At 61.5% G+C, this 21,371-nt stretch carries 15 protein-coding genes; 9 read left to right on the top strand and 6 right to left on the bottom strand.

The window, feature by feature from the left end; genetic code table 11:
- The first annotated feature begins 17 nt into the window (after positions 1–17).
- The 9 genes from cas1 (at position 18) to THIDRDRAFT_RS05765 (ending at position 11,961) form a co-directional block, all read left to right on the top strand.
- Positions 18–806, top strand: a complete 789-nt coding sequence (gene cas1, locus THIDRDRAFT_RS05810) for a CRISPR-associated endonuclease Cas1 (protein WP_139058648.1) — start codon at positions 18–20, stop codon at positions 804–806.
- A gap of 142 nt (positions 807–948) precedes the next feature.
- The gene (locus THIDRDRAFT_RS05805; RefSeq protein WP_007039876.1) at positions 949–2,142 is read left to right on the top strand and encodes a DUF4407 domain-containing protein; all 1,194 of its coding nucleotides are present in this window, start codon (positions 949–951) and stop codon (positions 2,140–2,142) included.
- The gene (locus tag THIDRDRAFT_RS05800) at positions 2,139–2,789 is read left to right on the top strand and encodes a hypothetical protein (protein ID WP_007039875.1); all 651 of its coding nucleotides are present in this window, start codon (positions 2,139–2,141) and stop codon (positions 2,787–2,789) included. Before THIDRDRAFT_RS05805 ends, THIDRDRAFT_RS05800 begins: the two co-directional genes overlap by 4 nt.
- Complete coding sequence (locus tag THIDRDRAFT_RS23620; protein ID WP_007039874.1) at positions 2,780–3,427, top strand: 4Fe-4S cluster-binding domain-containing protein; 648 nt, start codon at positions 2,780–2,782, stop codon at positions 3,425–3,427. Before THIDRDRAFT_RS05800 ends, THIDRDRAFT_RS23620 begins: the two co-directional genes overlap by 10 nt.
- On the top strand, positions 3,424–4,947 hold the full coding sequence (locus tag THIDRDRAFT_RS05790; RefSeq protein ID WP_007039873.1) for a protein kinase family protein: 1,524 nt from the start codon (positions 3,424–3,426) through the stop codon (positions 4,945–4,947). Before THIDRDRAFT_RS23620 ends, THIDRDRAFT_RS05790 begins: the two co-directional genes overlap by 4 nt.
- A 97-nt stretch (positions 4,948–5,044) precedes the next feature.
- Positions 5,045–6,517, top strand: a complete 1,473-nt coding sequence (locus tag THIDRDRAFT_RS05785; RefSeq protein ID WP_007039872.1) for a hypothetical protein — start codon at positions 5,045–5,047, stop codon at positions 6,515–6,517.
- A 14-nt stretch (positions 6,518–6,531) separates the two neighbouring features.
- Positions 6,532–8,367 carry an AAA family ATPase gene (locus THIDRDRAFT_RS05780; RefSeq protein WP_007039871.1) on the top strand — a complete coding sequence of 612 codons (1,836 nt, stop codon included), beginning with the start codon at positions 6,532–6,534 and terminating at the stop codon, positions 8,365–8,367.
- A gap of 370 nt (positions 8,368–8,737) precedes the next feature.
- Positions 8,738–11,395: a WD40 repeat domain-containing protein gene (locus THIDRDRAFT_RS24415; RefSeq protein WP_007039869.1), complete on the top strand. Its 2,658-nt coding sequence runs from the start codon at positions 8,738–8,740 to the stop codon at positions 11,393–11,395.
- Positions 11,396–11,664: 269 nt separating this feature from the next.
- Positions 11,665–11,961, top strand: coding sequence for a hypothetical protein (locus THIDRDRAFT_RS05765; RefSeq protein WP_040844009.1), 297 nt, complete (start codon positions 11,665–11,667; stop codon positions 11,959–11,961).
- Positions 11,962–12,032: 71 nt separating this feature from the next.
- Here THIDRDRAFT_RS05765 and THIDRDRAFT_RS05760 read toward each other — a convergent pair whose 3' ends face one another.
- The 6 genes from THIDRDRAFT_RS05760 to THIDRDRAFT_RS05735 are packed head-to-tail and all read right to left on the bottom strand — an operon-like array spanning position 12,033 to position 21,353.
- On the bottom strand, positions 12,033–14,237 hold the full coding sequence (locus THIDRDRAFT_RS05760) for a TIGR03986 family type III CRISPR-associated RAMP protein (protein ID WP_007039868.1): 2,205 nt from the start codon (positions 14,235–14,237) through the stop codon (positions 12,033–12,035).
- Between the two features lies 1 nt (position 14,238).
- Positions 14,239–14,718: a hypothetical protein gene (locus THIDRDRAFT_RS05755; protein ID WP_007039867.1), complete on the bottom strand. Its 480-nt coding sequence runs from the start codon at positions 14,716–14,718 to the stop codon at positions 14,239–14,241.
- Positions 14,715–16,082: an RAMP superfamily CRISPR-associated protein gene (locus THIDRDRAFT_RS05750; RefSeq protein WP_007039866.1), complete on the bottom strand. Its 1,368-nt coding sequence runs from the start codon at positions 16,080–16,082 to the stop codon at positions 14,715–14,717. The genes THIDRDRAFT_RS05755 and THIDRDRAFT_RS05750 overlap by 4 nt, the downstream gene beginning before the upstream one ends.
- Positions 16,079–18,082 carry an RAMP superfamily CRISPR-associated protein gene (locus THIDRDRAFT_RS05745; protein WP_040844003.1) on the bottom strand — a complete coding sequence of 668 codons (2,004 nt, stop codon included), beginning with the start codon at positions 18,080–18,082 and terminating at the stop codon, positions 16,079–16,081. Before THIDRDRAFT_RS05745 ends, THIDRDRAFT_RS05750 begins: the two co-directional genes overlap by 4 nt.
- Positions 18,075–19,670 carry a Cas10/Cmr2 second palm domain-containing protein gene (locus tag THIDRDRAFT_RS26125; RefSeq protein WP_007039864.1) on the bottom strand — a complete coding sequence of 532 codons (1,596 nt, stop codon included), beginning with the start codon at positions 19,668–19,670 and terminating at the stop codon, positions 18,075–18,077. The genes THIDRDRAFT_RS05745 and THIDRDRAFT_RS26125 overlap by 8 nt, the downstream gene beginning before the upstream one ends.
- 6 nt (positions 19,671–19,676) lie before the next feature.
- Positions 19,677–21,353: a hypothetical protein gene (locus THIDRDRAFT_RS05735; RefSeq protein WP_007039863.1), complete on the bottom strand. Its 1,677-nt coding sequence runs from the start codon at positions 21,351–21,353 to the stop codon at positions 19,677–19,679.
- Positions 21,354–21,371 lie beyond the last annotated feature (18 nt).

The following is a 21,371-nucleotide window of genomic DNA, read 5'->3' as shown; positions in this document are numbered from 1 at the left end:
CGTCGTCGATCAGAGCGGTGCCACCCTCGAGAAGGGTACGCACGACACTTTGGTGCTGGTGCATGCCGACGGCCGGCGCGAACGCGTGCGGTCTGCCGCACCGGCATGTCGCCCTGCGCCATGAGCAGCATCTGACCTATGCCGACCCGCTGCGGCGGTTGGTGATGGCGCGCAGGGTGGTGTGGGCCAAGCTCGAGTCCATGGCGGAATTCGCACGGTCTCACGCCCCCGGCGCCGAATCCGAGTTCTACCAAGCCATGCAGTCAGCTGCGGAGGCCGGCGATGTGTCCACCTTGATGGGGGTGGAGGGGGCGGCCACCGTGAAGCACTTTGCGACGCTGGGATCGCTCTATGCCCGCACGTCCGGATTCGTCTTCGACAGACGCACGCGCCAGCCGCCGCTGGATGAGCCGAACGCCTTGATGTCGCTGGCCTATACGCTGGCGCAATCTCATGCGACCCAGCTCGCGCTGCGTGCGGGTCTCGATGTGCAGATCGGCTTCCTGCACGCGATTCAGAGGGACCGCGAGTCACTAGCCCTGGATCTCCTGGAGCCGGCGCGCGCGGAGCTGGACGCTTGGGTGCACGGCCTTCTGGCACGGCCGGCCAGGATCGAGCCGGCGATGTTCACACAGGGTCAGGACGGCTCGGTCACGCTGACGAAGGAGGGCCGAGGGCTCTTCTATCCCGCCTGGTACCGGGACGGCTATCGCATTGCGCTGCAGCCCATGCGCCAACTGCTGGCCGGGATGCTGGACGGCCTGCGCCGCGCCCGGTGCTCGGACGACGTGGTCGGATGCGACTGAGCGCGTCCATCCTCCAGCTAACCCCTACGAGCGTCTCGTCCGGACCCACACCGTTCACCGGATTTATGGTGAAAACCCACCTTTGTTCATCCGTGACCAGATGAACGACATCACATCAACCGACCGCTCAGGAGGCGTATCCATGATTACGAATGCCCGTGTGATCGAGACCCCGTGCACCGCCGCCGGCCTTGAGGGCCGGTCGCTCCTGGAGCGGCTCATGGCCGTCGGCACGATCGAGCGTGACATCATCGCTGGGAACCCCAAGCTGCGCCGCGAGATCGCTTTTCAGGCGTTGGCTCTCATTCTGTGCTCGATCTCACTGGGTTATGCCGTCTACAGGGTGGCGATCAGCCTGTTGGGGTTCCCGGTGTTCCATGCACTCCCTTTGGCCACGCTGGCCGCCATTGGCCTCTTCGCACTCGACCATCACTATCTCATCCAGGCCCGCGGGAACGGGGCGGATGACATCCGGCGGGCGATCTATCAGGTTCGCTTCGTCTCGATCGTCATCATCATGCTGAGCTTCAGCCTCATGACGACCGATACCTTCCATGCCGATATCGAGCGGATTCTCGCGGAGGCCAAGGAAGTGAGACGCGCCACGATGGAGCAATCGCCCCAGTACGCACTCGAACTCGGTGGTGCTCGGGAGGCCATGGTTCAGGCCACGGCGGCGATCGGCCGGGAAGAAGAGCTGCAGCTAAGGCTCCGAGCGTTGCAAGTGGAGCTTGGACGAGCCCTCCAGGACATGCAGGACGAGATCCAAGGCAATGAGACGGACGGCAAAATCCGCGTGGGAGGGTTCGGTCCAAGGGCGCGTGGGTTCAGGACAACGGCGGAACGGCTTGGACGCGAGATCGCGACCACCAAGGAGGAACTCGGCCGTATCGGTGATCCTCAAGACCGGTTGACCACAGCTAAACAGCGGCTCGCGACCGTCGAGCAGCGACTCCAGAACGAACTGAACATCGCCTATGGAGGCCGGTCACAGCGGCTGGAGGCAATGGGCATGCTGCTAAAGAGCAGTTCCAGTGCATGGATCGCTGTCACCTTCTGGATCCTGATCGGAACCCTGCCAGATCTGATGATGTTCGCTGCCCAGCGTCGGATGTTCAATCACGACCTCTTCGAGGCGATGCGCGCGGCCGAGCACGAGGATCTGCGGGCGGAAATCGACCGACTGCGGCGGATGCTCAGACAACGGCAAACTGACCGGCTCACGCCGATTGAGGTCAGCCTGACGGCCGCGCCGCTATCGGAGGCATCGGGCGATGCAGCCGAAACGCGTGCGCACAAGGCACAAGGTGCTGCACAGAATGGAGGCGCGACATGAGCGCGGACACAGGCAAACCGCAGCAGCCCGTCATCGAATATCTGCTGCAAGCGGCATACCGCGATCTCGAGACGCTCCGGGAGCGTCACCAGGCGCTCCTCCTCTGCGGAATCGGTGAGGAGCATCTGCCGGACGAGTTGAGCTTGATGGCGTTCGCGCTGCTCGGTGACTACGAGCGGGAGACGCTGCTCGCACCGCTGCGGGGCCACTGGACGGCACTCCAGTCGAAGGGGTTGGTTTCTGGTGCCATAGAGGCGGCCAGCACGGCCGAGCTGCGTCTATTCGCGCATGTCCGGGGGCACACCGAGCGGATCGGGCCGATCTGGCAGCAGCTCCGTGAGACCGAATCGGCGCCCGAGCCGCCGCTGGCGCTCTGGCGCTGCGTGCGCCGGGTTCGCGGACTTTGGGGTGAGCCGGCATGTCTGCACTTCTCGGCTAATGGCATGCGCCATCTTCTAATCGAACCGGATCCGGTTTTCGGTCTGCAGCCCGTCCTGATCGGTGCCGCCCCGGATGGCCGTCAAAGCGGCTCGCTTCAGTTTCCGATAGACCGGGGGGCGATCCAGATCTCGATGCTGCATCGCAGCGGAGCGGTCTATCGCCATCTGGTGGAAGCTATTGTCGAGGAGAGAATCCCATGCAACTGAGAGTGCATCAGGTCGCGTTCGGCCTCGGGAGCGGCGTGTTGGGTGCCAGTCCGAGGCGCATGGGTGTATGGACGCAGGGCTGCTCCTTGCGTAAGTGTCCAGGGTGCGCGTCCCGACAAACCTGGTCGTCCGAGGGAGGCAAGGCGCTCAGCGTCGAATCGCTGTTGCGTATGGCCCGCGCGCAGGGGCGCCCGCCGTCGGGACTGACGGTGAGCGGCGGCGAGCCGACTGATCAGGCGGCGGGTGTGACCGCACTGGTCGCGGGATTCCGCGCCGCCTTTCCGGGCAGTGAGGTGGTGCTCTATACCGGACTGCAGTGGCGGCCTCTGGTGGCGGGGTTCCCCATGCTTGTGGCGCTGCTCGATGTCGCGGTGGTTGGACCCTATGCCCGAACCCGCGAGGCGACGCCACTCGCCGGGTCGACCAATCAGGAGGTGCGGTTGCTGACGCCGCTCGCCCAACGGCTCTACCAAGGTTGGCGCGACTGGCCCCAGCACCGTGTGCAAGTCGGCCAGGTCGACTCGCAACGACTAGTGACCGTGGGCATTCCGCACACGCCGGATATGGCGCTGACCGCTCGCCGGCTCGGCGCGGTCGCAACGAGTTGGGATGACACTGAGGAGGGATATGGCTCATGAGCCAGCTACTGCGATGCCCGCTTTGCGGGTCAGGTTTCACCGATGAAGACTATTGCCCCCAACATGGCACACTGCTGGTCCCTGATCCGGATCACAGCGATGGCGATACGGCGATGGCGGGGGTGACCGCGACCGGGAAGACAACACCGGAGGAGGCACCGCGCGAGCGCACGCTCGCCGATTTCATGAGCCGGCTCGGATTACGTCGTATCTCCTACCAGACGGGGGCGGGTGACGCCGAACCCCATGAGCCGCAGGACGCGGTGGCCGAACTGCCAGACCCGCTGCCTGCAGCCATGCAGGAAGATGGCTGGCGGATCGACGGACCGGTGCGCAGTGGCGACGGCCTTGATGAGTGGACGGTCGCCAGGGACCAAGCGGACGGTCCGCCGCTGAGCGGTCACTACCGCCGATTCCGCACGGGCGCACTGACGCCGGATACGCTCTATCGTCGGCTTGCGGCCAATCCGGCGCCCCATCTGGCAAGGGTTTGGGGGTACGGCACGGTGGACGTGCGCGGAGCACGAGCAGACTTCGAGCTGACCGCTTTGCCCGGTGGAGGTCGTACACTGGTGCACTGGTGCGCGGATAGCACGGCTTCCGAGCAGCGTGCCTGGCATCTGTTGCCCCGGCTGGTCGAACTCCTGAGGGTGCTCGCGGGGGAGGGTCTCCAACCCCTAACGCTTGAACCGGCCCAACTGGTTCTGACCGATGACGACGACTTGTGGCTCTCGACCGCTGGGGCACTGGGGCAGGGCACAACGACGGCCGATTACCACCCGGAGTTCGAGCGCAGCGCCCTGCTGCCTCGGCGCTGGACGGCACCGGAGCTGGTGCAGCAGAACCTGCTCGGCACCAATGCTGCCATTTTCTCGCTCGGACAGATCCTGGCCCAGGCCGCGTGGGGCCAGCCGTGCGCGCACGCCGAGGTGCAGATCGGCGCAGTGCCGTTCCAGGCACTCTCCGATGCGCGTCTGGCCCATGTGCTGATGGGGTGCCTGTGGCCGCGCCCGGCCGAGCGCTGGGCGCTCCAGGATCTGATCCAGGCCGTCTGCGCCGACACCATCGCAGCGATGCCGGCGATTCCGCCCTGGGAGTCGCTCGCACCGGGCGCCTCGTCGACCGCGTTCAGTCTTGCCGGCACTGCGTTCTGGCGTCTGGAGAAACTGCTGGCAACCGCAGTGATGCCCAATCATTGGCGCGAGGCCACCACGCGGATCGGGGCGATTCTTGACTGGGCGGAGGGAACCGCCTGGGTCGGGCAGGCGCAACTGATGCGCTCCGCGCTCGCGCGAGGGTGCAGCACCGAATGGGTGCTGACCGCACTCGCGCAGACGGTTCTCCCCTCTGTGCCAACGACCTGGCGCGGACTCGACCTGTCCGACGCTGAAGCCTCACGCAGCCTGGCGGGCTTGGCCCAACGCGCACTGCGGAGGCATGAGGCCGACATGGAGACGATACGCGAGCTGTTCGAGGCGGACCTGCGCGGGGCTTTCGTCCCGGTGGCGCCGCCATCCTGATTTCCGGCCACGTATAGCCTTTTACCGCCCTTCCCCAATCCTCTGCCCCCTCAAGGGGGAGAGGGTCTCGCACCTATTGACCTTGCTGGAGACACCCATGTCGACGACCACAGTTTCTTTCCGTTCCACCACACGCGATGCGGATCTAGCGGCACTGCGCCGCCGCGAGGCGGAAGCGCGCCAGGCGGCACGCCAGGCACGCCGTCACGCACAGGAAGAGCGACGCCGTGAGGAGACGATGCGCCGTCGCATGGCTGCGGCAAGCCGGGCGATCAGCGAGCAGGAAACCCGTTTCCAGAACCTGGTCGAGAGGCTCGACGAGGCCGCGCACCGCCTGCCCGATCTGGCGCTCGCCACGCCGCGTCTGACGCCACTGAGCGATGCCACTGCACGGGATCCGGACCGGCTTGAGTCCTATGCGGACCGGTTGGCGACGGAGGTTGACGAGTGCGCGCAGGTGGTGGAGTCCGCCATCCGCGAGGCCGAGCGGCTGCTTGAACGCCGTCTGGAACGGGCTGCGGCGTGGCGGCGCGCCGCCGATCTGGAGCAGCAGATGGATCTGCTCCGGTCCCAGATCGAAGGGGCGGTCGCACGGATCCGGGTGGAGCCAGGACTGGCCGCGCCGCCGCAACGGCCACTCCCCGATGCAGAGTTGGAGACAGTACAGGCCTATGAGGCGACCCTGAAAGTCCTCCAAGATCAAGCTAGACGCCAGCTCGAACGCCTGCAAGCTCAGATTTCATCGCGTGAGACAGCCATTGTCCTGAGCGGCACGCCGACGCATGCGCGCACTGCGGAGCAGGCACTGACCGAGCACGCGGCCGAGGAGCACGCACGGACCGTTGCGGCGTTGCGCGCGCATCTGAATGCGGAGCTGGCGAGGGCCAGTCTGTCAGCACAGGACTTGCCTGACGCTATGCACGCGCAGCTCGATGCAGTGACCACGCAGACCTCCCACGTGGACTACCGCTCGAGCATCACGCGCTTGATCGCCCGCGAGCGTCAGCGCCGGGATGGGATCGCGCGGGCACTCGAGCTCATGCAGTCGGTTCCGGACCTGGCACACGACGACCCAGGACTCGGGCTACGCTGGACCAGCCTGGCGGCCCAGCTCCAGCGCATCGCGAGCGGATTGGAAGACTTCAGTCCCAGCGTCGAACGCGAGTCTGCGCAACTGCACGTGGACGCACGCCGGTTGGTCAACATGGCCTTCACCCGGACCGATTGGATCGAGGGGATGTGCGCGCAGGGCTTCGAAGTCTTGGAGCGCGAGGAAGGCGAAGGTCTCGTGGTGGTGGACCTCGACCATCCGGAGATCTGGCTGGAGGCGACCGAATACGAAACCGATCAAGGTGGATTCGCAGCCACGCTGGAGATCATGACTGATGCTGCGCCCAACTCTAGCGAGGACGGGGTCGTCACCAAAGATGTTTGCGCCCGGCTCGCACGCGCAGCCTCTTCCAAGACGCCGAACGTCGCCACCGAGTCCACGGTCATTGAGCGCGAGCGTCGCATTAAGCGAGCCCGACGCCCGGCCGTGGCCAGGAAGACCTTCACCCAATGCTCGTAAACAGGAGTGTCGTTATGTCGAATACCATGCAGCGACTCGATGAGGAACTCGGTGAGAACATTACCTTGGCTGCGCAGGTGGCGAGCTGCGTCGTGCTCGCGGGCCGCCGTCAGTTCGATCGCTTTCTGCTCTCGAATCCGGGCGGTGGGTCGCGCGTCCTGACCCTGGAGCGTCTCTGTCATGAGCAGACGGCGGCGTCGGCGACCTGGACCTATGATCCGGCGCGCAGGAGCGTGGCCCTGGCTCGGGCGAGTGCCGAGCTACACCAGGAATCGGCTTTACCAACGCGCGCCGGGCGAGACCAGACGCTTGGGGCAACCGAAGTGCTCGAATCCTTCGCCAGCCTGACGGCACCGGACCAGGGAGCACGTTTCGCCATGCTGGTCGACGCGGGACTCTTGCTCGAGGATGCGGCGACACCAAGGGACGGGGACTTCCGTCTCCTCCAGGCCATCGAGCGCTTTGCGCGCCTGACTGATCGGCAGCGGACCCTCTTCCTGCGGGTCGACCGCCCTACCGCCCTACCGAGTGCCGTTCTGGCGTCACCTCAGGTGCGGACAGTCCACATCCCCGCAGCCTCCCGCGACGTGCGTAACCTATATGCCCTGAAGCGCAGCCGGCCCTTGGCCGATCGTTGTGCCGTGAGCCCTGAGGCGGTTGCCCGCCTTCTCAGTGACGCGACGGAGGATTGGACCCTGGATCAGCTCGATGCCCTGGTGCAGACGGCCGAGCGTCAGGGGTGCGCGCGCATGCATGACATCGAGGAGCTGGCACGCGCGGTCCGCATCGGGACTACCCACAGCCCCTGGGCAGGGGAGCGCATTCACCATGCCGTCGCGCACGCCCGCGAGGACTTGACGCAACGGGTGCTGGGCCAGCCAAAGGCGGTCGAGACCGTAGTTTCGGCGCTGCGCAAGGCCGTAATCGGCCTGTCCGCTGCTCATCAGAGCGAAGGCTCACAGGCGCCGCGCGCGGTCTTCTTCTTCGCGGGACCGACGGGCACGGGTAAGACCGAGCTTGCGAAGGCGATCAGCGAGATCGTGTTCGGCCAGGAGCAGCTGCTGCGTTTTGACTGCGGCGAGCTACGTCAGGAGCATGCCGTGGCTCGGCTGATCGGCGCACCGCCAGGCTACGTGGGCTATGACCGCGGTGGTGAGCTCACCGAGGGGATCCGCGCCAAGCCGAACAGCGTGGTGCTCTTCGACGAGATCGAAAAGGCGCATCCACGGCTGCTCGACACCCTGCTCGGCGTCTTGGACGACGGCCGGCTCACCTCGGGGCAGGGCGAAACCAGCTACTTCGGCCAGGCTGTGCTCATCTTTACCTCGAACCTTGGCCTCTACGAGGAGATCGGCGACGGGAACGGCGGCTCGTCCCGCCGGGCGTGCTTCGACTACGAGACGCCGTTCGACACCATCGAGCACGGCGTGCGCGAGGCCATCCAGAGAACCTTCATCGCGGAGCTAGGCCGACCCGAGTTGCTGGGACGGCTCGGCGGCGCCGAGTCTATCGTCGTGTTTGACTATCTGCGTGACCTTGAGCGGGTGTGCCGCAAGTTCGTGGCCAATATCGCGAAAAGCTGCGAGCGCCTGCGGGACGTCGAGCTTGAGGTGGACGCTGAACTCATTACGCAGGTCGTACGTGCGACTCGTTCACGCCCCGAGGCACTGATTCTCGGTGGGCGTGGCCTGCGCCCAGAGCTCGATCGATGTCTGACCAATCCGCTCGCGGACTACCTCTTCGAGCACCCGCACACCCAGGGAAGCGTCCGCGTCTCGCTCGTGGCCGGCAAGCCGGTCTTCTCGGTCGGTGACGCAGCGTCCCACCAGGCCAAGTCCAAACACGACTGATCGAAAGGAGCCTGTATGACCGATGTCGATCTCGCTCAGGCGCTCGACCACGGCTTCGGCCCCCTCTGTCAGGATAGATGTCGCCCTGCACGAGTCCCGTCGGCGAGGGATCGACCCGACGGGTATCACGAGGGCAGACGCGACACTCCTTGTCTGGCCCTGGTGCGCCGCACCCTCTGGGCCGAAGACAATTACAGCGAGTCAATATCCGAGCCGGAAATGGTCCTAATTTCTGCCAAGCGTCTGGGTTGCTTGCTCGATCAACTCGCGGCGAGGGCCTAAATTGGCCAAAGTCGAGTTCTGTTTGAACTGCACGGATTTCCCTAAAGTGGACCCCATGTCCAGGAAACGACAAGAATGGGAGACTGAGATGAAAAAAGTGAGCGCTAATCTAATTGATGTCAACTGGAAGAGCTTGATGGGAAAGGCCCGCGACGACGCCCTGCGCTATCTCCCCAGCCATTTGCTCGCAGCCAAGCATTGGAATGTTCTGTTTGACCTACTCACCGATCCGAATTCTTATCTGCCAGCACGTATCGCACGCATCAAGAAGGGGGGCGATGCCAGCTGGCCATCGCTAATGGAGGATTATTGGCTGAGCCTCAATGGCTGGCCACTAGATCGAATCGAACAACGCCAAATGCTACAAGACGTGCATCGGGTGCTGTCGCGTGAAGAACATCGACTTATCGCTGGTGAGACATCGGTAAATCAAGTGCTCTATAATGGGCTGAGCGGCTTTTGGGATGAATATTCCGAACTTGGCAAAAAGCTGCGCCAAACAGCCGATGCCACAACCACGCCTTGGATTCGCCATCTCAAGCCGGTCACCGATCGTTCGCCACTTATTCGCACAATTAGTGGGTTGTTAGCTGATTTCAGCCCGGCAGCGGCGGATGGACGCTATTGGCTTGCGACAGGGAGTCGTGATGGAACGGCTTGCCTTTACAATCCAGATACTGGGGAATGCATCCATGTCTTAAAAGGGCATACTAATAAGATCACGAGCCTCGCATTTAGCTCCATGCATCCCTGGCTAGTCACTGGATCTACGGACGGCACCGCTCGCCTATGGAATACGGATTCCGGAGACTGCCTCCAGGTATTCACTGGCCATCATATGCAGGAGATTACAGCCATCGCCTTCTGTCCTGAATTGGACGCGGATAACCGCGCCTTGTTCGTCACAGGAGGGGGCGATGGTTGCGCCTGCCTTTGGGATCCGCAAAGAGGTTTGTTGCAGACTTTTACCAACCATGTTGAAAATGGGCGGGCGTACACAGCTGTAGCCCTGAGTCCGCCTGATTCCGAGGGTCGCTATTGGCTTGCGACTGGCGGGAAGGACAATACGACCTGCCTTTGGGATCTAGCCACAGGGCGTTGTCTACATGAATTTGCAGGCTATGGGCAAACCGTACATCTAGCCTTTAGCCCCAGAAACACCCAGGGCGATACCTGGCTCGCTGTTGGAGGTTATGGTGGCGTTCGCCTTTGGAATCCACGGACGGGGGATTTGATCAAAGATTTAGATTTTAAATTTTGTTTTGTAACGGGCCTCGCTTTCACACCGTTGGACGCGGATCAATGCACTTGGCTTATTACCGGAGATAGAGATGGCGGCATCCGACTCTGGAATCCACAAACAGGAGATTGTAAACAGGTAATCAGCAATTCCAGTCATGTCCAACCCTATACCGCCCCATCTTTCGCCTTCACAGCATTAGATGGGAAGAATGGCATTTGGCTCGCAGCGAAGATCAACGAAAATGCTTTCCTCTGGAATCTGCACACAGGAAATTGTTTATGTGAATTTCATGGACATGGTAATCAGATTACGAGTCTTAACTTCAGTCCGCCAGATGCCAAAAATCGCATTTTGATCGCCACGGCAAGCGAAGATCACACAGTCCGCATTTGGGATCCACACACTGAAATGTCCGCTCATAAAAGAGCGAATATGAGTCATGCCAGTGAAATCACGTCCTTTGTCTTCAGTCCACCGGACTCAGATGGATGCACATGGTTCTCGACGGGGAATCAGCTCTGGGATGCACGCACGGGAAAATGCGTTAAAAATTTGAGCAGTCATGAGCAGGCGATCACGGCTGTCGCCTTCAGCCCATCGGATGCAGAGGGAAAGATATGGCTTGCGACGGGCAGTGAAGATCGCACTACCAGGCTCTGGGATACACGCACGGGAGATTGTATCCAAACATTCAAGGGGCATAAGCAGGAGATCACGGCCGTCGCTTTCAGCCAACGGGATGCTAGTGGATCCTATTGGCTCGCGACTGCGAGTCGCGATGGCACTGCTCGACTCTGGGATCCTGTCTCCGGTGATTGCCTCCATATTTTCGGCGGGACAGAAAGCTCGGTCATTCCGATCACAACCCTTGCCTTTAGTCCACCTGACGCTGATGGAGGCTATTGGCTCGCAATTGGAGGTAAGGATGGTCGCTGCCCTTGGATCGGAGATCCTAGTACCGGAGAGTACCGGATGCTTGATCGCCATGACGGCGGCATCGATTGCCTCGTGTTCAGTAAAACTGATCGTGAAAGCCGTCTCTGGCTTGCGGCCTGGAGTGAAATAGGAACCGCCGGTCTTTGGGATATAAAAAGAGATAAATATGTAAATGTCTTCAGTGAAAGCGACGGTAAAATTCGGACCATTGCTTTCAGTCCACTGGATACAAAGGGAGAAACCTGGTTTGCTACGGGTAATTGGAATGGCATCGTTCGCATCTTTAATCTACGTATGTTGCGACAGAAGGCCGTCTTCGAAAATAGGCACGCTGAGTTCAGGTCGCTGCATTTTGACCCTAGCGGTCAAGTCCTCTGGCTGGTTTATACCGACGCCTTAGCGCGTTGGAATTGGCAGGCAAATGAACGTCCGTTGTTTATTGATCTTCCGAATCTACAGACAATCTGTCTGGATTCGGCGAACCCGAACGACATAATCGCAGCCTGTCTCGATCCAACTAACCATCGGCCGGTTTTTCATCCGTTACGCTTGGAGAACTTTCGATGAAGGCATATCCGTCCGCTCGATGGCATTACTCACATGGCAGCGAATTTATAAATTCATATATAACCGACTCTGGTTATTATGGGATTCTCCCAGTTAGCTAAGTGCTTGAATCTCGCTGGAGGTGGAAAATTATAGAGGGGCAGGACGCATGAACGTCAAAATTTAACCGCTAGCTAATTTTTTTGAGATTCGTAATTTTCTGGTCTTAAAAATTTCATGATCAGGAAAAATGGTCAAAGTCGAGCGAGGAAACACGCCGGCATCTTGGCGTGAAAACCCAGCGTCAATGGAACGACCTGGCCATTGCCCGGATCACGCCCGTGCTGCTGGCGCTGTTCTCGCTCGTGTCTGATGGTCTACCAGTGGCGCGAACGCTGGGACAGGCTGGCGCGCTCTCGCACCTGGTATCTCAAGCCGCATGCGACCTTCTCGGACTGCTAGGCCCTGGTGCGCCGCACTCTCTGGGCCTAAACAATTACAGCGAGTCAACATCCGAGCCGGAAATGGTCATAATTTCTGCCAAGCGCCTGGATCGCTTGTTCGATGAACTTGCGGCGACGGCCTAAATAGCCAAAGTCGAGGAAAAATGCACCCACACCTCATTTTAGTCGCATCCGTATCGAAACCCAGCGGACAGCTAGCGATTGATCTTGTTGGCTAATGCTGACCAATCAGGGGATTCCTGACGTCTCAGCTGACTGTATGCACGGCGCACAGCCGTATGCCAGGCATAGATCGTCTGCACCGTATTGCCATTCACTTTGGTCTTGTCAAGCGGATAGCCCAAACGTTGATCGGCGACCATCCGGTGCGCGTCAAGCCATTGCCGCACCAGATCATCGTCAAGTTTTCCCCTTAGCGCGCGGATCGCCTCGCTGAGAGTGTTGTCCAGGGCGGAATCGTCCAGAAACACGGTGTCTTTTTCTAAACGTACCCGCAGTGCCCGGCGGGTGATGCGCACACTGCCCATTCCCAGCGGTCGCCCCAGACCGAGCTTGTGGGCGTAGTCATCCGCCTTGCCCTCGGGCGCAAGCCTGTGAGGTTCCAGCACGGCGAACAGGGCGCCCAACTCCAAAGCTCGCAGCCGGGCGAAGCGAATGGTGAAGCGGAAGCTGGTTCCAGGCTGACAGATGAAGCGCGCAAGCGTGGCCTGATCGGAGTTGATGGTTTCGTCCGTATCGGCCTCGATGTCGGCTTTGTCCGTGCCTTTCTGATGCCGGTAGAATTTGCGTCCGGCCAGTTCGCCACCGGGATCACCTGGCAGATCGCCGTAAGTATTGAGCGGGTCCTTGGAATTCTTGGGCTGCTGAAGATAGAACTCCCAGGCCGATGGCTTGGGTTGGCCAAGGATCTTCAGCGGGATGCAATAGCCTTTTGCCGGATCCCCAAGAAAGCGAGGTTCGCTGTCGGTCACCGCATGATTGATGGCAATGCGTCCGGCTAGGCGCTCGAAGGCCCCTTGACCGATGCGGTTGGTCTTGTCATTGCGCGCATAACCGAACAGCAATCGCGCGCCAGTGAGACGCTGAGGCGCCACATCTATCGAACCTTTTGACTCAGGAGCTTGCTCCTCGGCGATCGGAGTCAGGCAAGCGCGAGGGTGGCCCTCTTGTAGGCGTATTGATGAAGTGTAGGCCCGGCGATAGCGGAAATGATGGCCGCAGGAAACAACCTGGGAATTCACGGAAACCTTCCCTTGTGAATCTGTTTTCAGCTCGACATAGATGAGCTGATCCGGCGAGAATTCGGCGTTGGCCTCGATACTGTTGGACACCTGTTTGGCATCGAATTTCAATGGATGACCGGCAAGATGGCCCTTTGTATGATCCGCAAGAACTTGTTTCTGGTCCCGCAGGTAGCACTGATACAGGTCTGCCTTGATTTCGATACGAAAATCCGCTTTGCGCGGAACCAAGGCTAGGCGATAGGTTCGCGTCGGCGGGGTGAAGGCATCCCCCAACAAACCCTGCCCGTCGATGCCACCCTTGTAATTCGCAAGGCGGTGATTGAACGAGTGCGAAGACATCATGTCAGGCATGATGCGATTTCTATCTTCTTTGATTCCGGACACTTCCCCCAAGACAACACCATCAACAGCGGCTTTACGAATCCGCTGTTCAGCATTCTGACGTACAAACAACGCCGCGCGCGCATTATCGAATATCTCGATTTCCCAACCGCCGTTTCGCTCAGCAATCACGAGCGCGGGCCGCACTACATAGCGCTCCTCGGTGCCATATTTATTGAAATCGAGATTCGGTCGATAGGTGAAATGACGCTCTCCAACCCTTTCCATCGGCGCAGAAGTCAAGGCGCCCAGACTCTGGCGAATCATGCCTTTCAGAGCTGTGCCCGCGATGACCACCCGTCCGTCGGTCAAGCGCAGCGGCTCCGCGATCTGCTTATCTTCTTTCAGTTCGTCAAATCCCCACTGCTGCAAGCGTTGCCGATCTGCTTGGCTGACCGCGTAACGCATATTGCCCGGCAGCAAGGGTGTCAGGGCTTCGAGTTCGCACAGAATCTCGCCGGACAGCAAATCACCGCCGCTAGAGCCGTCATGCAGGACCGGCGTATCGGCGACTGCCTGACGAGAATCAATAGGGATGAAACCATAGGGTAGCATGACGGCCTTCCGTCGGTTCAGCTCCACCTTGACGACACGCTCCCCGTCAACCTGGATACGCACAGCCAAGCCAATGGTCGGCTTGGAACCAATCCCCTTATGAACTAGATATTCCTGTGCAACCAGATTCTTCCCGTCTTGGCGTTTAGCAGAGAAAAAAAAGACTTTGCGTCCCTTCGCCGCGTTGGCAGTTCCTTCGATCTCGGTCTCGATCCACATCTCAAGCCACCCCAATCGTCAACCGCCACGCCACCAAACGTCCGCGCTCCCGGTATTCAATCGCGCGCAAGCCCTCGACTACCTCATGAGCAGAGAGTCCAAAACGCGCTAGATCACGACGGGTATGCACGGGGATTTCCGAGCGCATCGCCGGTAAGGTATCGTCATCTGCGGTGACTTCCTTGATGCACGTCCAGACACAGCCACCTTTCTCGCACGCGACGACATGCAGCACCGCCCTGGGCCAGAACAGCCGCGCCTCGACCAGCGGCAGATCCGCCGGCCAGGACGGCACGCCCTGAGCCAGTGGCACGAAATCACCATGCCGCCCGGTGCGGTTGACCAGATCGACATGCAGCGGATCCGGGTCGGCCCAGGCCAACAGCGGCGGCGCTTTGCCCGCCTGATCGGCGATGACCTCGGCAACGCTGCGCAAGTCTTTTTCGGTGTGCATGTGCAATGCACAGGTGTTGGCGATCATGCCACGCCCTCCTCGGCGTCGAAGCGGTCGATCTGCCACCGAAGCCAGCCATGCCCACGCCACTGGCCGCCGCCGATGCCAATCTGGCCATTCTGGGCCAGCTTGAACAGGCGCTTGACCGCCGCCAGCTCGTCTTGGCTCGCATCCTCGAGCACCATCTTCCAACGAAAACATCCCGTCATCACCGCCACGCGGTCGAACTTTCCCGAACCATATGTGCTGCCCGCGAACTCGTCCTCGGCATGATGCTGGAACCAGGCCAAGCGGAGTTCCTCGTCCAAATCGGGAAAGGCATCCCGAATCAGCAGTTTCGCGCTCTGCTTGGTGGTCCCGAACAGCGCACGAACCAGCGGTGGCCAGGTGTCCTCATCGATCTCACCCCTGGCACGCAGCAGCCGCGCCAGCGCGTGGCGCAACGACCCTCTCAGGCTGGAGCCTGGGATATAGGGCAACCGCTCAGCCGTATGCTCACCGCCCGATTGCTTGAAAGTGACAACCGTGAAATCGGGATCGAAAGCCCCGTCAGCGCCAGGATCAAGCATGCCGTCAGGTGCGAGAAAACGCTCGGTCCAAGACGCCGCCAGCTCATCACTGGCATGGCCGCCGATCGAAAGGCTATCCAGGCCCCATGCGCCACCAGTCTCGCCTTCTTTGCTCCAGGTAGGCTGGTACTCGCCGGCGCTCAGGGTGCCGCTGATTTCGCACCAGCGCGGAAATGGATCGCGTGTCGCCTCCACGGGTGACGCCAACGCCGAAAACTGTTCCTCGATATAGCGCGGATAACGATCGGCAGCACGCGCGCAGGGCCACTGCTCGGCCTGCTCGATGGTCAAGCGATATTCCTGGCACCCTTCCAGGCGCATCCAGCCCAGGCCGCGCGCCACCTCGCGTCCGAGCAGACAACGCCCGGCGGCCCAATGACTCAGCACCTGGCGTGCTAGATCGCCCGCACGCTCATCGCGATCCGTTTCCACTTCCAACAGAAATGGCCAGCGTGTACCGGGCGGCAGGGTCTCTAGGTCGAACAGCATGCCCGTCGCCGCCGCACCGGTACGAGCGTCGATGGCCACATGCTGACGAACGACGGGCGAAGGCGATGCGACCGGGTGACTGTTGAAACACCGCCAGACCGAAGGCTGACGCCCATTCTGGCTACCCGAAATGGTCGCGGGCACAGGCCGCATCCGGCGCAACGTAGCGATGAGCGCGCCCGCCAGCCCGGTGCCGCGTAATGTCGGACGGTTGCGCCCGTCCAGACAAAAGGGGCTATCCACGCTGGCCGTCGGATCATCGCTGCCGCCGATGCTCAGGAAGGATTCCTGCACCAGGGTACCGACGAAGAGGGTTCGATAGGGCTGGGTCATGACCGCGCCTCCTTCGCGTTCGGAACGCGCCATTGCACGAGATAGGCAATCAACTGGCGTTTTTCGTCCAGCGACCGACAGTCGCCCAGCGCCTCCCGCAGCGGCTGATGGGGAAAATTCTTCCAAGCCTTGCCACCTTGCGGACGGCGCTCAGATGCACGCGCGACCTCGCTCAACAGAAGCTCAAGCTGTGACTCCGTTTCCACCGCCGTGGCCTGCGAGCGCAGCCACTGCAACTGGCTCAGGCTCGGACCAGCCTTGTCGATCCGACTCGCCAGCTCCCGCGCCAGCGCCAGCAGCTCCTCGTTGGGACACGGCTCCGGCGCGTCCTTCTCGCCAGACGGCTTGCCCGACGTGTCTAACGCAATCGGCTGGAGTCCAATCCGAAAGCGCCCGTATCCCTCACCAACACGTTCGCCAAGGGAGCCGACCTCAAACAAGGCACGAGCCAATTCAGCGCTGTCGGTTCCGGTCATGCGCCAGCACGAACCGCGCCGCAGCGCTAAGGCCGGCGCGCGGGTCAAGCCGGTGACGGCGTTGAAGCCATGCACCGCTTCCGTCTCGACCACATCGGCATCAATCGTCCAGCCGCTCTTGCAATCGATCCCAACCAAGTGGCACAGATACTCCAAGCTGAGGTTGTCCAAAAACCCCAATCGATCTCCGCGCACGATGGCATCGCTCGTCAGGGTCAGGGTCCAGTCATCCCCAAGCCTTTGGGGTAAGGAGGACGGCGGCACGAGGCTCACTGACTCGACCCGCGCTGGCTGTCCGCCGCGCCCGATCGCCAGCCAATCTTCGCCGGAGATCAGTGGTGCGAAAGCAGCCAGAAAATCCTCCGCGACTTGCGCGTCGGCGCAGCGCAGCTCGGCCTGAAAACAGGTCTCCTCGGCGATCTCCTCCAGGCTGAAGAGCTGGGGATCCTTAGTCGAGCCCCGTTTCGGCGTGGCATTGCGCAACCGCACCTGCATTTGCGGCCTGTAGCGCTGCCAGTGCGCAACACCCACCGAGCGACATAGATACTCATGCGCGCCGGGGCGTTTGCGTTTTTCATCCGCTTCAGGCATTTCGCCTAGGGAATCGAACGCAGGCAATTCCGCCGTCTTAGCCCCCCACCACGGGACACCAGGATCACCTCCGTGCGGTTTATCGGTCAGAATCGACAACGGGATAGGGATCACCTGCTCGGCACCCTGGCAGCCCTCGGGCAAAGGCAGGGCATCGCCAACCGAAATCTGCTCGAACAAATGCACCCGATCCGCTCGGCCATGATGGATCGCCCAGGCCATGAGCGCGCCGCGCAAGGTCTGGCCGCGAACAAAGGAATGGCTGCGAATCAGGTTGCCCGGATGCCCGGTCGCCGGCAGGCAGAGCGGTTCCAGGTTCCACAGCACCAGTCGCAGACAGCGTCCGGCGTCAAGCCTTGGCGGCTGGCTCACCGCTGCCTTGCGAATTTGCCAATCGAGCTTCACCAGACCGCCGCCCCGATTGCGCTCGCCTCCGAAGCGATCGATCCGATTCAGGAGACGCTCCAGCAAGGGTACCAGCCCGGCATCCGCCAATCGCAACGTCGCCTCAAAGCGCGTTCCGGCCTTGACGTATTCAATGAAACGCAGCGTATCCGGCTTGGGGGCGCGGCCACCCTCGACACGCTGGGTCGACCCCCAAACCAGGGTCGCCTTGTCTTGCTCCGGAGATGCGAACAAGGAGGTCAAGCGCAGCGCACCCCGCCCACTTCCCTCGGTGCCGAGCAAGGCGCTCAGATCCTGCTGCGTCTGTTCATGTCCGGCATTCCTTTTCTCGTCGAGTTCGATGAGCGCCTCGCCCGCCTCACGCAGCAGCCCTTTGAGATGACTGGCACGAATCACCGGTTGGCGTCGGCGATCACGCTGCACCAAGGCATCGATATCACCGCCGCCGGTCCCCGAGCCAGTATGGAGATCTTCCAATGCCTCGACGCTGAGTTGGATAAACACTGGAGCGGTCGCGGTGTCACTCATGGTGTTGCTCCCCATCGTCCTTTCTCCCCAGATGACCGATCTCGCGCAGACCGATGATGTCGAGGGCGCGATTGAGATAGACGCGACTGCCATCGACGGGGACATCCGTCCACAGCTCATCCTTCTCCCAGCCCAGGCAAACGCGCGTCTCAGGTCGGAGCCGGGCAAAGGCCATCTCCGCCATCAAACGCCCCTGCTCGCAGGCAGCACGTAGTGCGCGCAACGGCGAGCGCGCCGCCTTGTCCTCGTCATTCGCGCCGTCGAGCGCTTGCGTGGCATCGAGCAATGCCTCCAGACCATTCGCGCCCAAGACGCGATAAGGCCGCCCCGTCAGCAATAAGGTCTCGGTCTGGCCACTGACCTGATACTGAATGCACTCGGTCTGGCGACGTGCCTCGGCAACCCCCTCGAACCAGGACTGAGTGACCACCTGCCAGTCGATGACCGAGGTTTTCTCGTGGTTCGGTAAGGCGCGATAGAGCCGCTTGGCGCTGGAGGCCAGGCTTTCGGCTAATTCGTGCAGCCGATGCAGCGGATAGCCTTTTTGCGCTATGGCAACGCCAATGGCCACGGTGAGCGGGTGTCCGTCGGCGAGTTCGTACCTGGATAGTTCCTCGGCATAGGCGCGGGCGAAATCGAGCGCCCGGTCGGCGCGACAGACCAGCAGCAGATCGTCGCCGCCGAGCATCAGGATCTCGTAGGGACGCACGCCGCCCGGCTGGGTGAAGGTCTTGCGCAGGGCATCAACAACGGCCCGTCGCACCGCGACGCGCATGCTATGGAAAAATGCCTCGCCATGAGCCTCGCGGGCCAGCAGATCATCGTCGGGCGCGTGTTTCTGTCGGTCCTTGTAGCGCTTGCCGATACCATTGCCGTCGGCATGAATCAGCGCTAGATAGCCGTCGGCGACGAGTTGCCCCAGGTCATCTGGATCTTGCCAATCCATCTCACGATCCGGGTAGAGAGCCGAGCGCAGAAGACCGATGATGTCGCGGGTTTGGCCATCGTAGAACTGCGTGCCCGCTTTCAATCGATACTGGACCGACCGCGCCTGCCAGCGCGTCTCGCCGTCGCGCGTTTCCTGGTCCGACGCCGGCCCCTGCCCGGTTTCCTGACACACCTGCAGCACAGGCAGATCCAAAAGCGCCGTTTCCTGCGGATCGCGCGACTGGCGCCGATGCTGACCCGGCTTGGGAAAGGGCTCGATTTGGGCGTCGTACGACACCCCTGGCAGCCGCTCGGCGAGCACCGCCTCGGCCTGCGCAAGGAAGCGCTCGGCCGCTGGCTCAGCGGCGAACAGCACGATGAAATGTCCGCCGTCGCGGGCCAGGATGCCCCGCCGATACAGCGCAGCGGGATCATCGTGGTCGTCGGGATCAATCACGTCACCATTCAATGGATCGTCACCGGAGTCAGGAACGATTCCCGTCGGCCAGGTGAGCTTGCATCCTTGCTCACCCAGCAGCGCCGGCAGTTCATGCCGCATGGCCTGCCCGATCAGGGCATTGGCGCCGAGCATAGCCTTGAGACGCGGCACCTCGAAGATGAAGGTCTGAACACGCTTGAGACTGATTTCGAGCTTGACCATTGGTCGCTATCCCTCGATGACCCGATTCAGGCTATCGTTCAGATAGCCATTCATGGCGACGCTCAGATCATCGGCGCCAAGCTTGGCAAAGAGCGCCTTGATCAAATCGGTGCCCAGAAAGTTCTCGCCGAAACGCCACCCGGGCGATGCAATCAAGCCACTGCTCTGCAGGCAGCCACCTATCTTGCTCACATCGATCGCCTGATCCGAGCCATGCGCCAGCAGATTTCGGTACTGTCGCGGATTGAGCCCCTCCCGCTCACGGTTGTAGGCAACACACACATCAATGAGCGCGAGCGCAGCGGATCGCTGCCCGCCTTCCGGTTCTACCAGCCACTTGGGCCACTCGAAAGTCAAGTTTCTCACCGAATACCGAGGATCGGATCCAAGACTCTTCTTGGGTATTTCAAGCAGCGGAGTTTGACGCGAAAACAACGCATGATCATTAGGGATCGCGCCTGTCAGGGATTCGTTCGCCCGATCCAGCGACACGCCAAGCGCCTGGATCCGCGCATCGCTGGCAATGAGGTTCCAGACAGCCGATTCGATGAAGGGACCAAGGCGCAGCAAGGCGCCGACGATATCGCCCATGCACAAGCGCATCTCGACCTGGCATGCGTGCAGGGCAAAAGGCGCAAGTGGCTGCCCCCCAAGACAGATCGCGCGGCCCGGAAACTCCAGCAAGGACCCCAAGCGCTCGCGGACCTCGGTCGCCCAAGGATGATCGCTCGACCGGCGCGCCAGCCCATAGGCGCCTGCATAGTCGCCTTGACGCAGAGCCTCGACGCAGTGGAAACGCAGGGTCTCGCGCTCGGCGACCCGCTCCGCATAGCTCAATGCCGAGGTGATGGCGTCGGCACCCCTTTCCGGCTGATCGAGCAGTTCGACGCTCCGATGACCGAAGCGAGTCGCGGGCACTCGCTCAATGAGCGGCTTGAGCAGCGGCATGCCGCCGCTGGTGGTCACGAGAATACGCGGCTCATCCCGCCCACCTCCGCTCCAGATGCGCAGCCCCTCGTTCAGGCGAGCGACAACTTGGCCCTGCGCCTCGGGATCCTCCATGGCCTCATGATCGACGAGAATGTCGATCCAGGTCGCGATGCCCGAGCCGAAAAACTCCGGGATCCGTCCCGTGCTGTCCAACCAGTTCAGCCCGAGACGTTCAGCCAGATAGCGCGAGACCAAAGGACCGGAGGCGATCGGCTCATCGCGCGACTCTCTGCCGAAATTCTCGACGCGCCGTGTGTTGAGCACCAACACCGAGACCGCGTGATCGGCGAAGATCTCGCGTGCCTTAGTCACCAGCGGCTCGATCTTCGGACAGTAAAGCGGCAGCGTCGAGGCTCGAGGGTTGGGGATCTCGTTGGTCTGCTCGTCGATGCGGAAGGCGTCGGGCCGATTAGCGCAGTGAACTGCGGCGGCAAAATCGCCAATCTCAGGCTTAACCATGAAGTCGAGGCGCAAATCACGCATCACCTCGCGACTGATCGGACGTGGCAATTCGGCATCGAAACGGATGCGCCCCTTGTCCAACAGGGCTAGCAGACCTTCATGTACCGTGCGGATGCCAGCACGCCCGCACTCGAAGCGATAGGGTCCGATCCAGCAACCGTATTTATCCTGAGTCCAAACTGGAAACTGCACATCGGTCACGCCAATCGAAATCAACCACAGCCAACGCATACCTGTCTCCAGCCACAA

The sequence above is a fragment of the Thiorhodococcus drewsii AZ1 genome (assembly GCF_000224065.1).
GTDB classification, from domain to species: domain Bacteria; phylum Pseudomonadota; class Gammaproteobacteria; order Chromatiales; family Chromatiaceae; genus Imhoffiella; species Imhoffiella drewsii.
The sequence above is the reverse complement of the archived record's forward strand: the minus strand, read 5'-3'. Positions and strand labels throughout refer to the sequence as shown.

Excerpts from the sequence above, each read along its gene's own strand:
- THIDRDRAFT_RS05805 (WP_007039876.1), top strand. The coding sequence starts at position 949 with ATGATTACGAATGCCCGTGTGATCGAGACCCCGTGCACCGCCGCCGGC.
- THIDRDRAFT_RS05750 (WP_007039866.1), bottom strand. The coding sequence starts at position 16,082 with ATGACCCAGCCCTATCGAACCCTCTTCGTCGGTACCCTGGTGCAGGAA.
- THIDRDRAFT_RS05800 (WP_007039875.1), top strand. The coding sequence starts at position 2,139 with ATGAGCGCGGACACAGGCAAACCGCAGCAGCCCGTCATCGAATATCTG.
- THIDRDRAFT_RS05745 (WP_040844003.1), bottom strand. The coding sequence starts at position 18,082 with ATGAGTGACACCGCGACCGCTCCAGTGTTTATCCAACTCAGCGTCGAG.
- THIDRDRAFT_RS26125 (WP_007039864.1), bottom strand. The coding sequence starts at position 19,670 with ATGGTCAAGCTCGAAATCAGTCTCAAGCGTGTTCAGACCTTCATCTTC.
- THIDRDRAFT_RS24415 (WP_007039869.1), top strand. The coding sequence starts at position 8,738 with ATGAAAAAAGTGAGCGCTAATCTAATTGATGTCAACTGGAAGAGCTTG.
- THIDRDRAFT_RS05760 (WP_007039868.1), bottom strand. The coding sequence starts at position 14,237 with ATGTGGATCGAGACCGAGATCGAAGGAACTGCCAACGCGGCGAAGGGA.
- THIDRDRAFT_RS05785 (WP_007039872.1), top strand. The coding sequence starts at position 5,045 with ATGTCGACGACCACAGTTTCTTTCCGTTCCACCACACGCGATGCGGAT.
- THIDRDRAFT_RS05735 (WP_007039863.1), bottom strand. The coding sequence starts at position 21,353 with ATGCGTTGGCTGTGGTTGATTTCGATTGGCGTGACCGATGTGCAGTTT.
- THIDRDRAFT_RS05755 (WP_007039867.1), bottom strand. The coding sequence starts at position 14,718 with ATGATCGCCAACACCTGTGCATTGCACATGCACACCGAAAAAGACTTG.
- THIDRDRAFT_RS05790 (WP_007039873.1), top strand. The coding sequence starts at position 3,424 with ATGAGCCAGCTACTGCGATGCCCGCTTTGCGGGTCAGGTTTCACCGAT.
- THIDRDRAFT_RS05780 (WP_007039871.1), top strand. The coding sequence starts at position 6,532 with ATGTCGAATACCATGCAGCGACTCGATGAGGAACTCGGTGAGAACATT.
- THIDRDRAFT_RS23620 (WP_007039874.1), top strand. The coding sequence starts at position 2,780 with ATGCAACTGAGAGTGCATCAGGTCGCGTTCGGCCTCGGGAGCGGCGTG.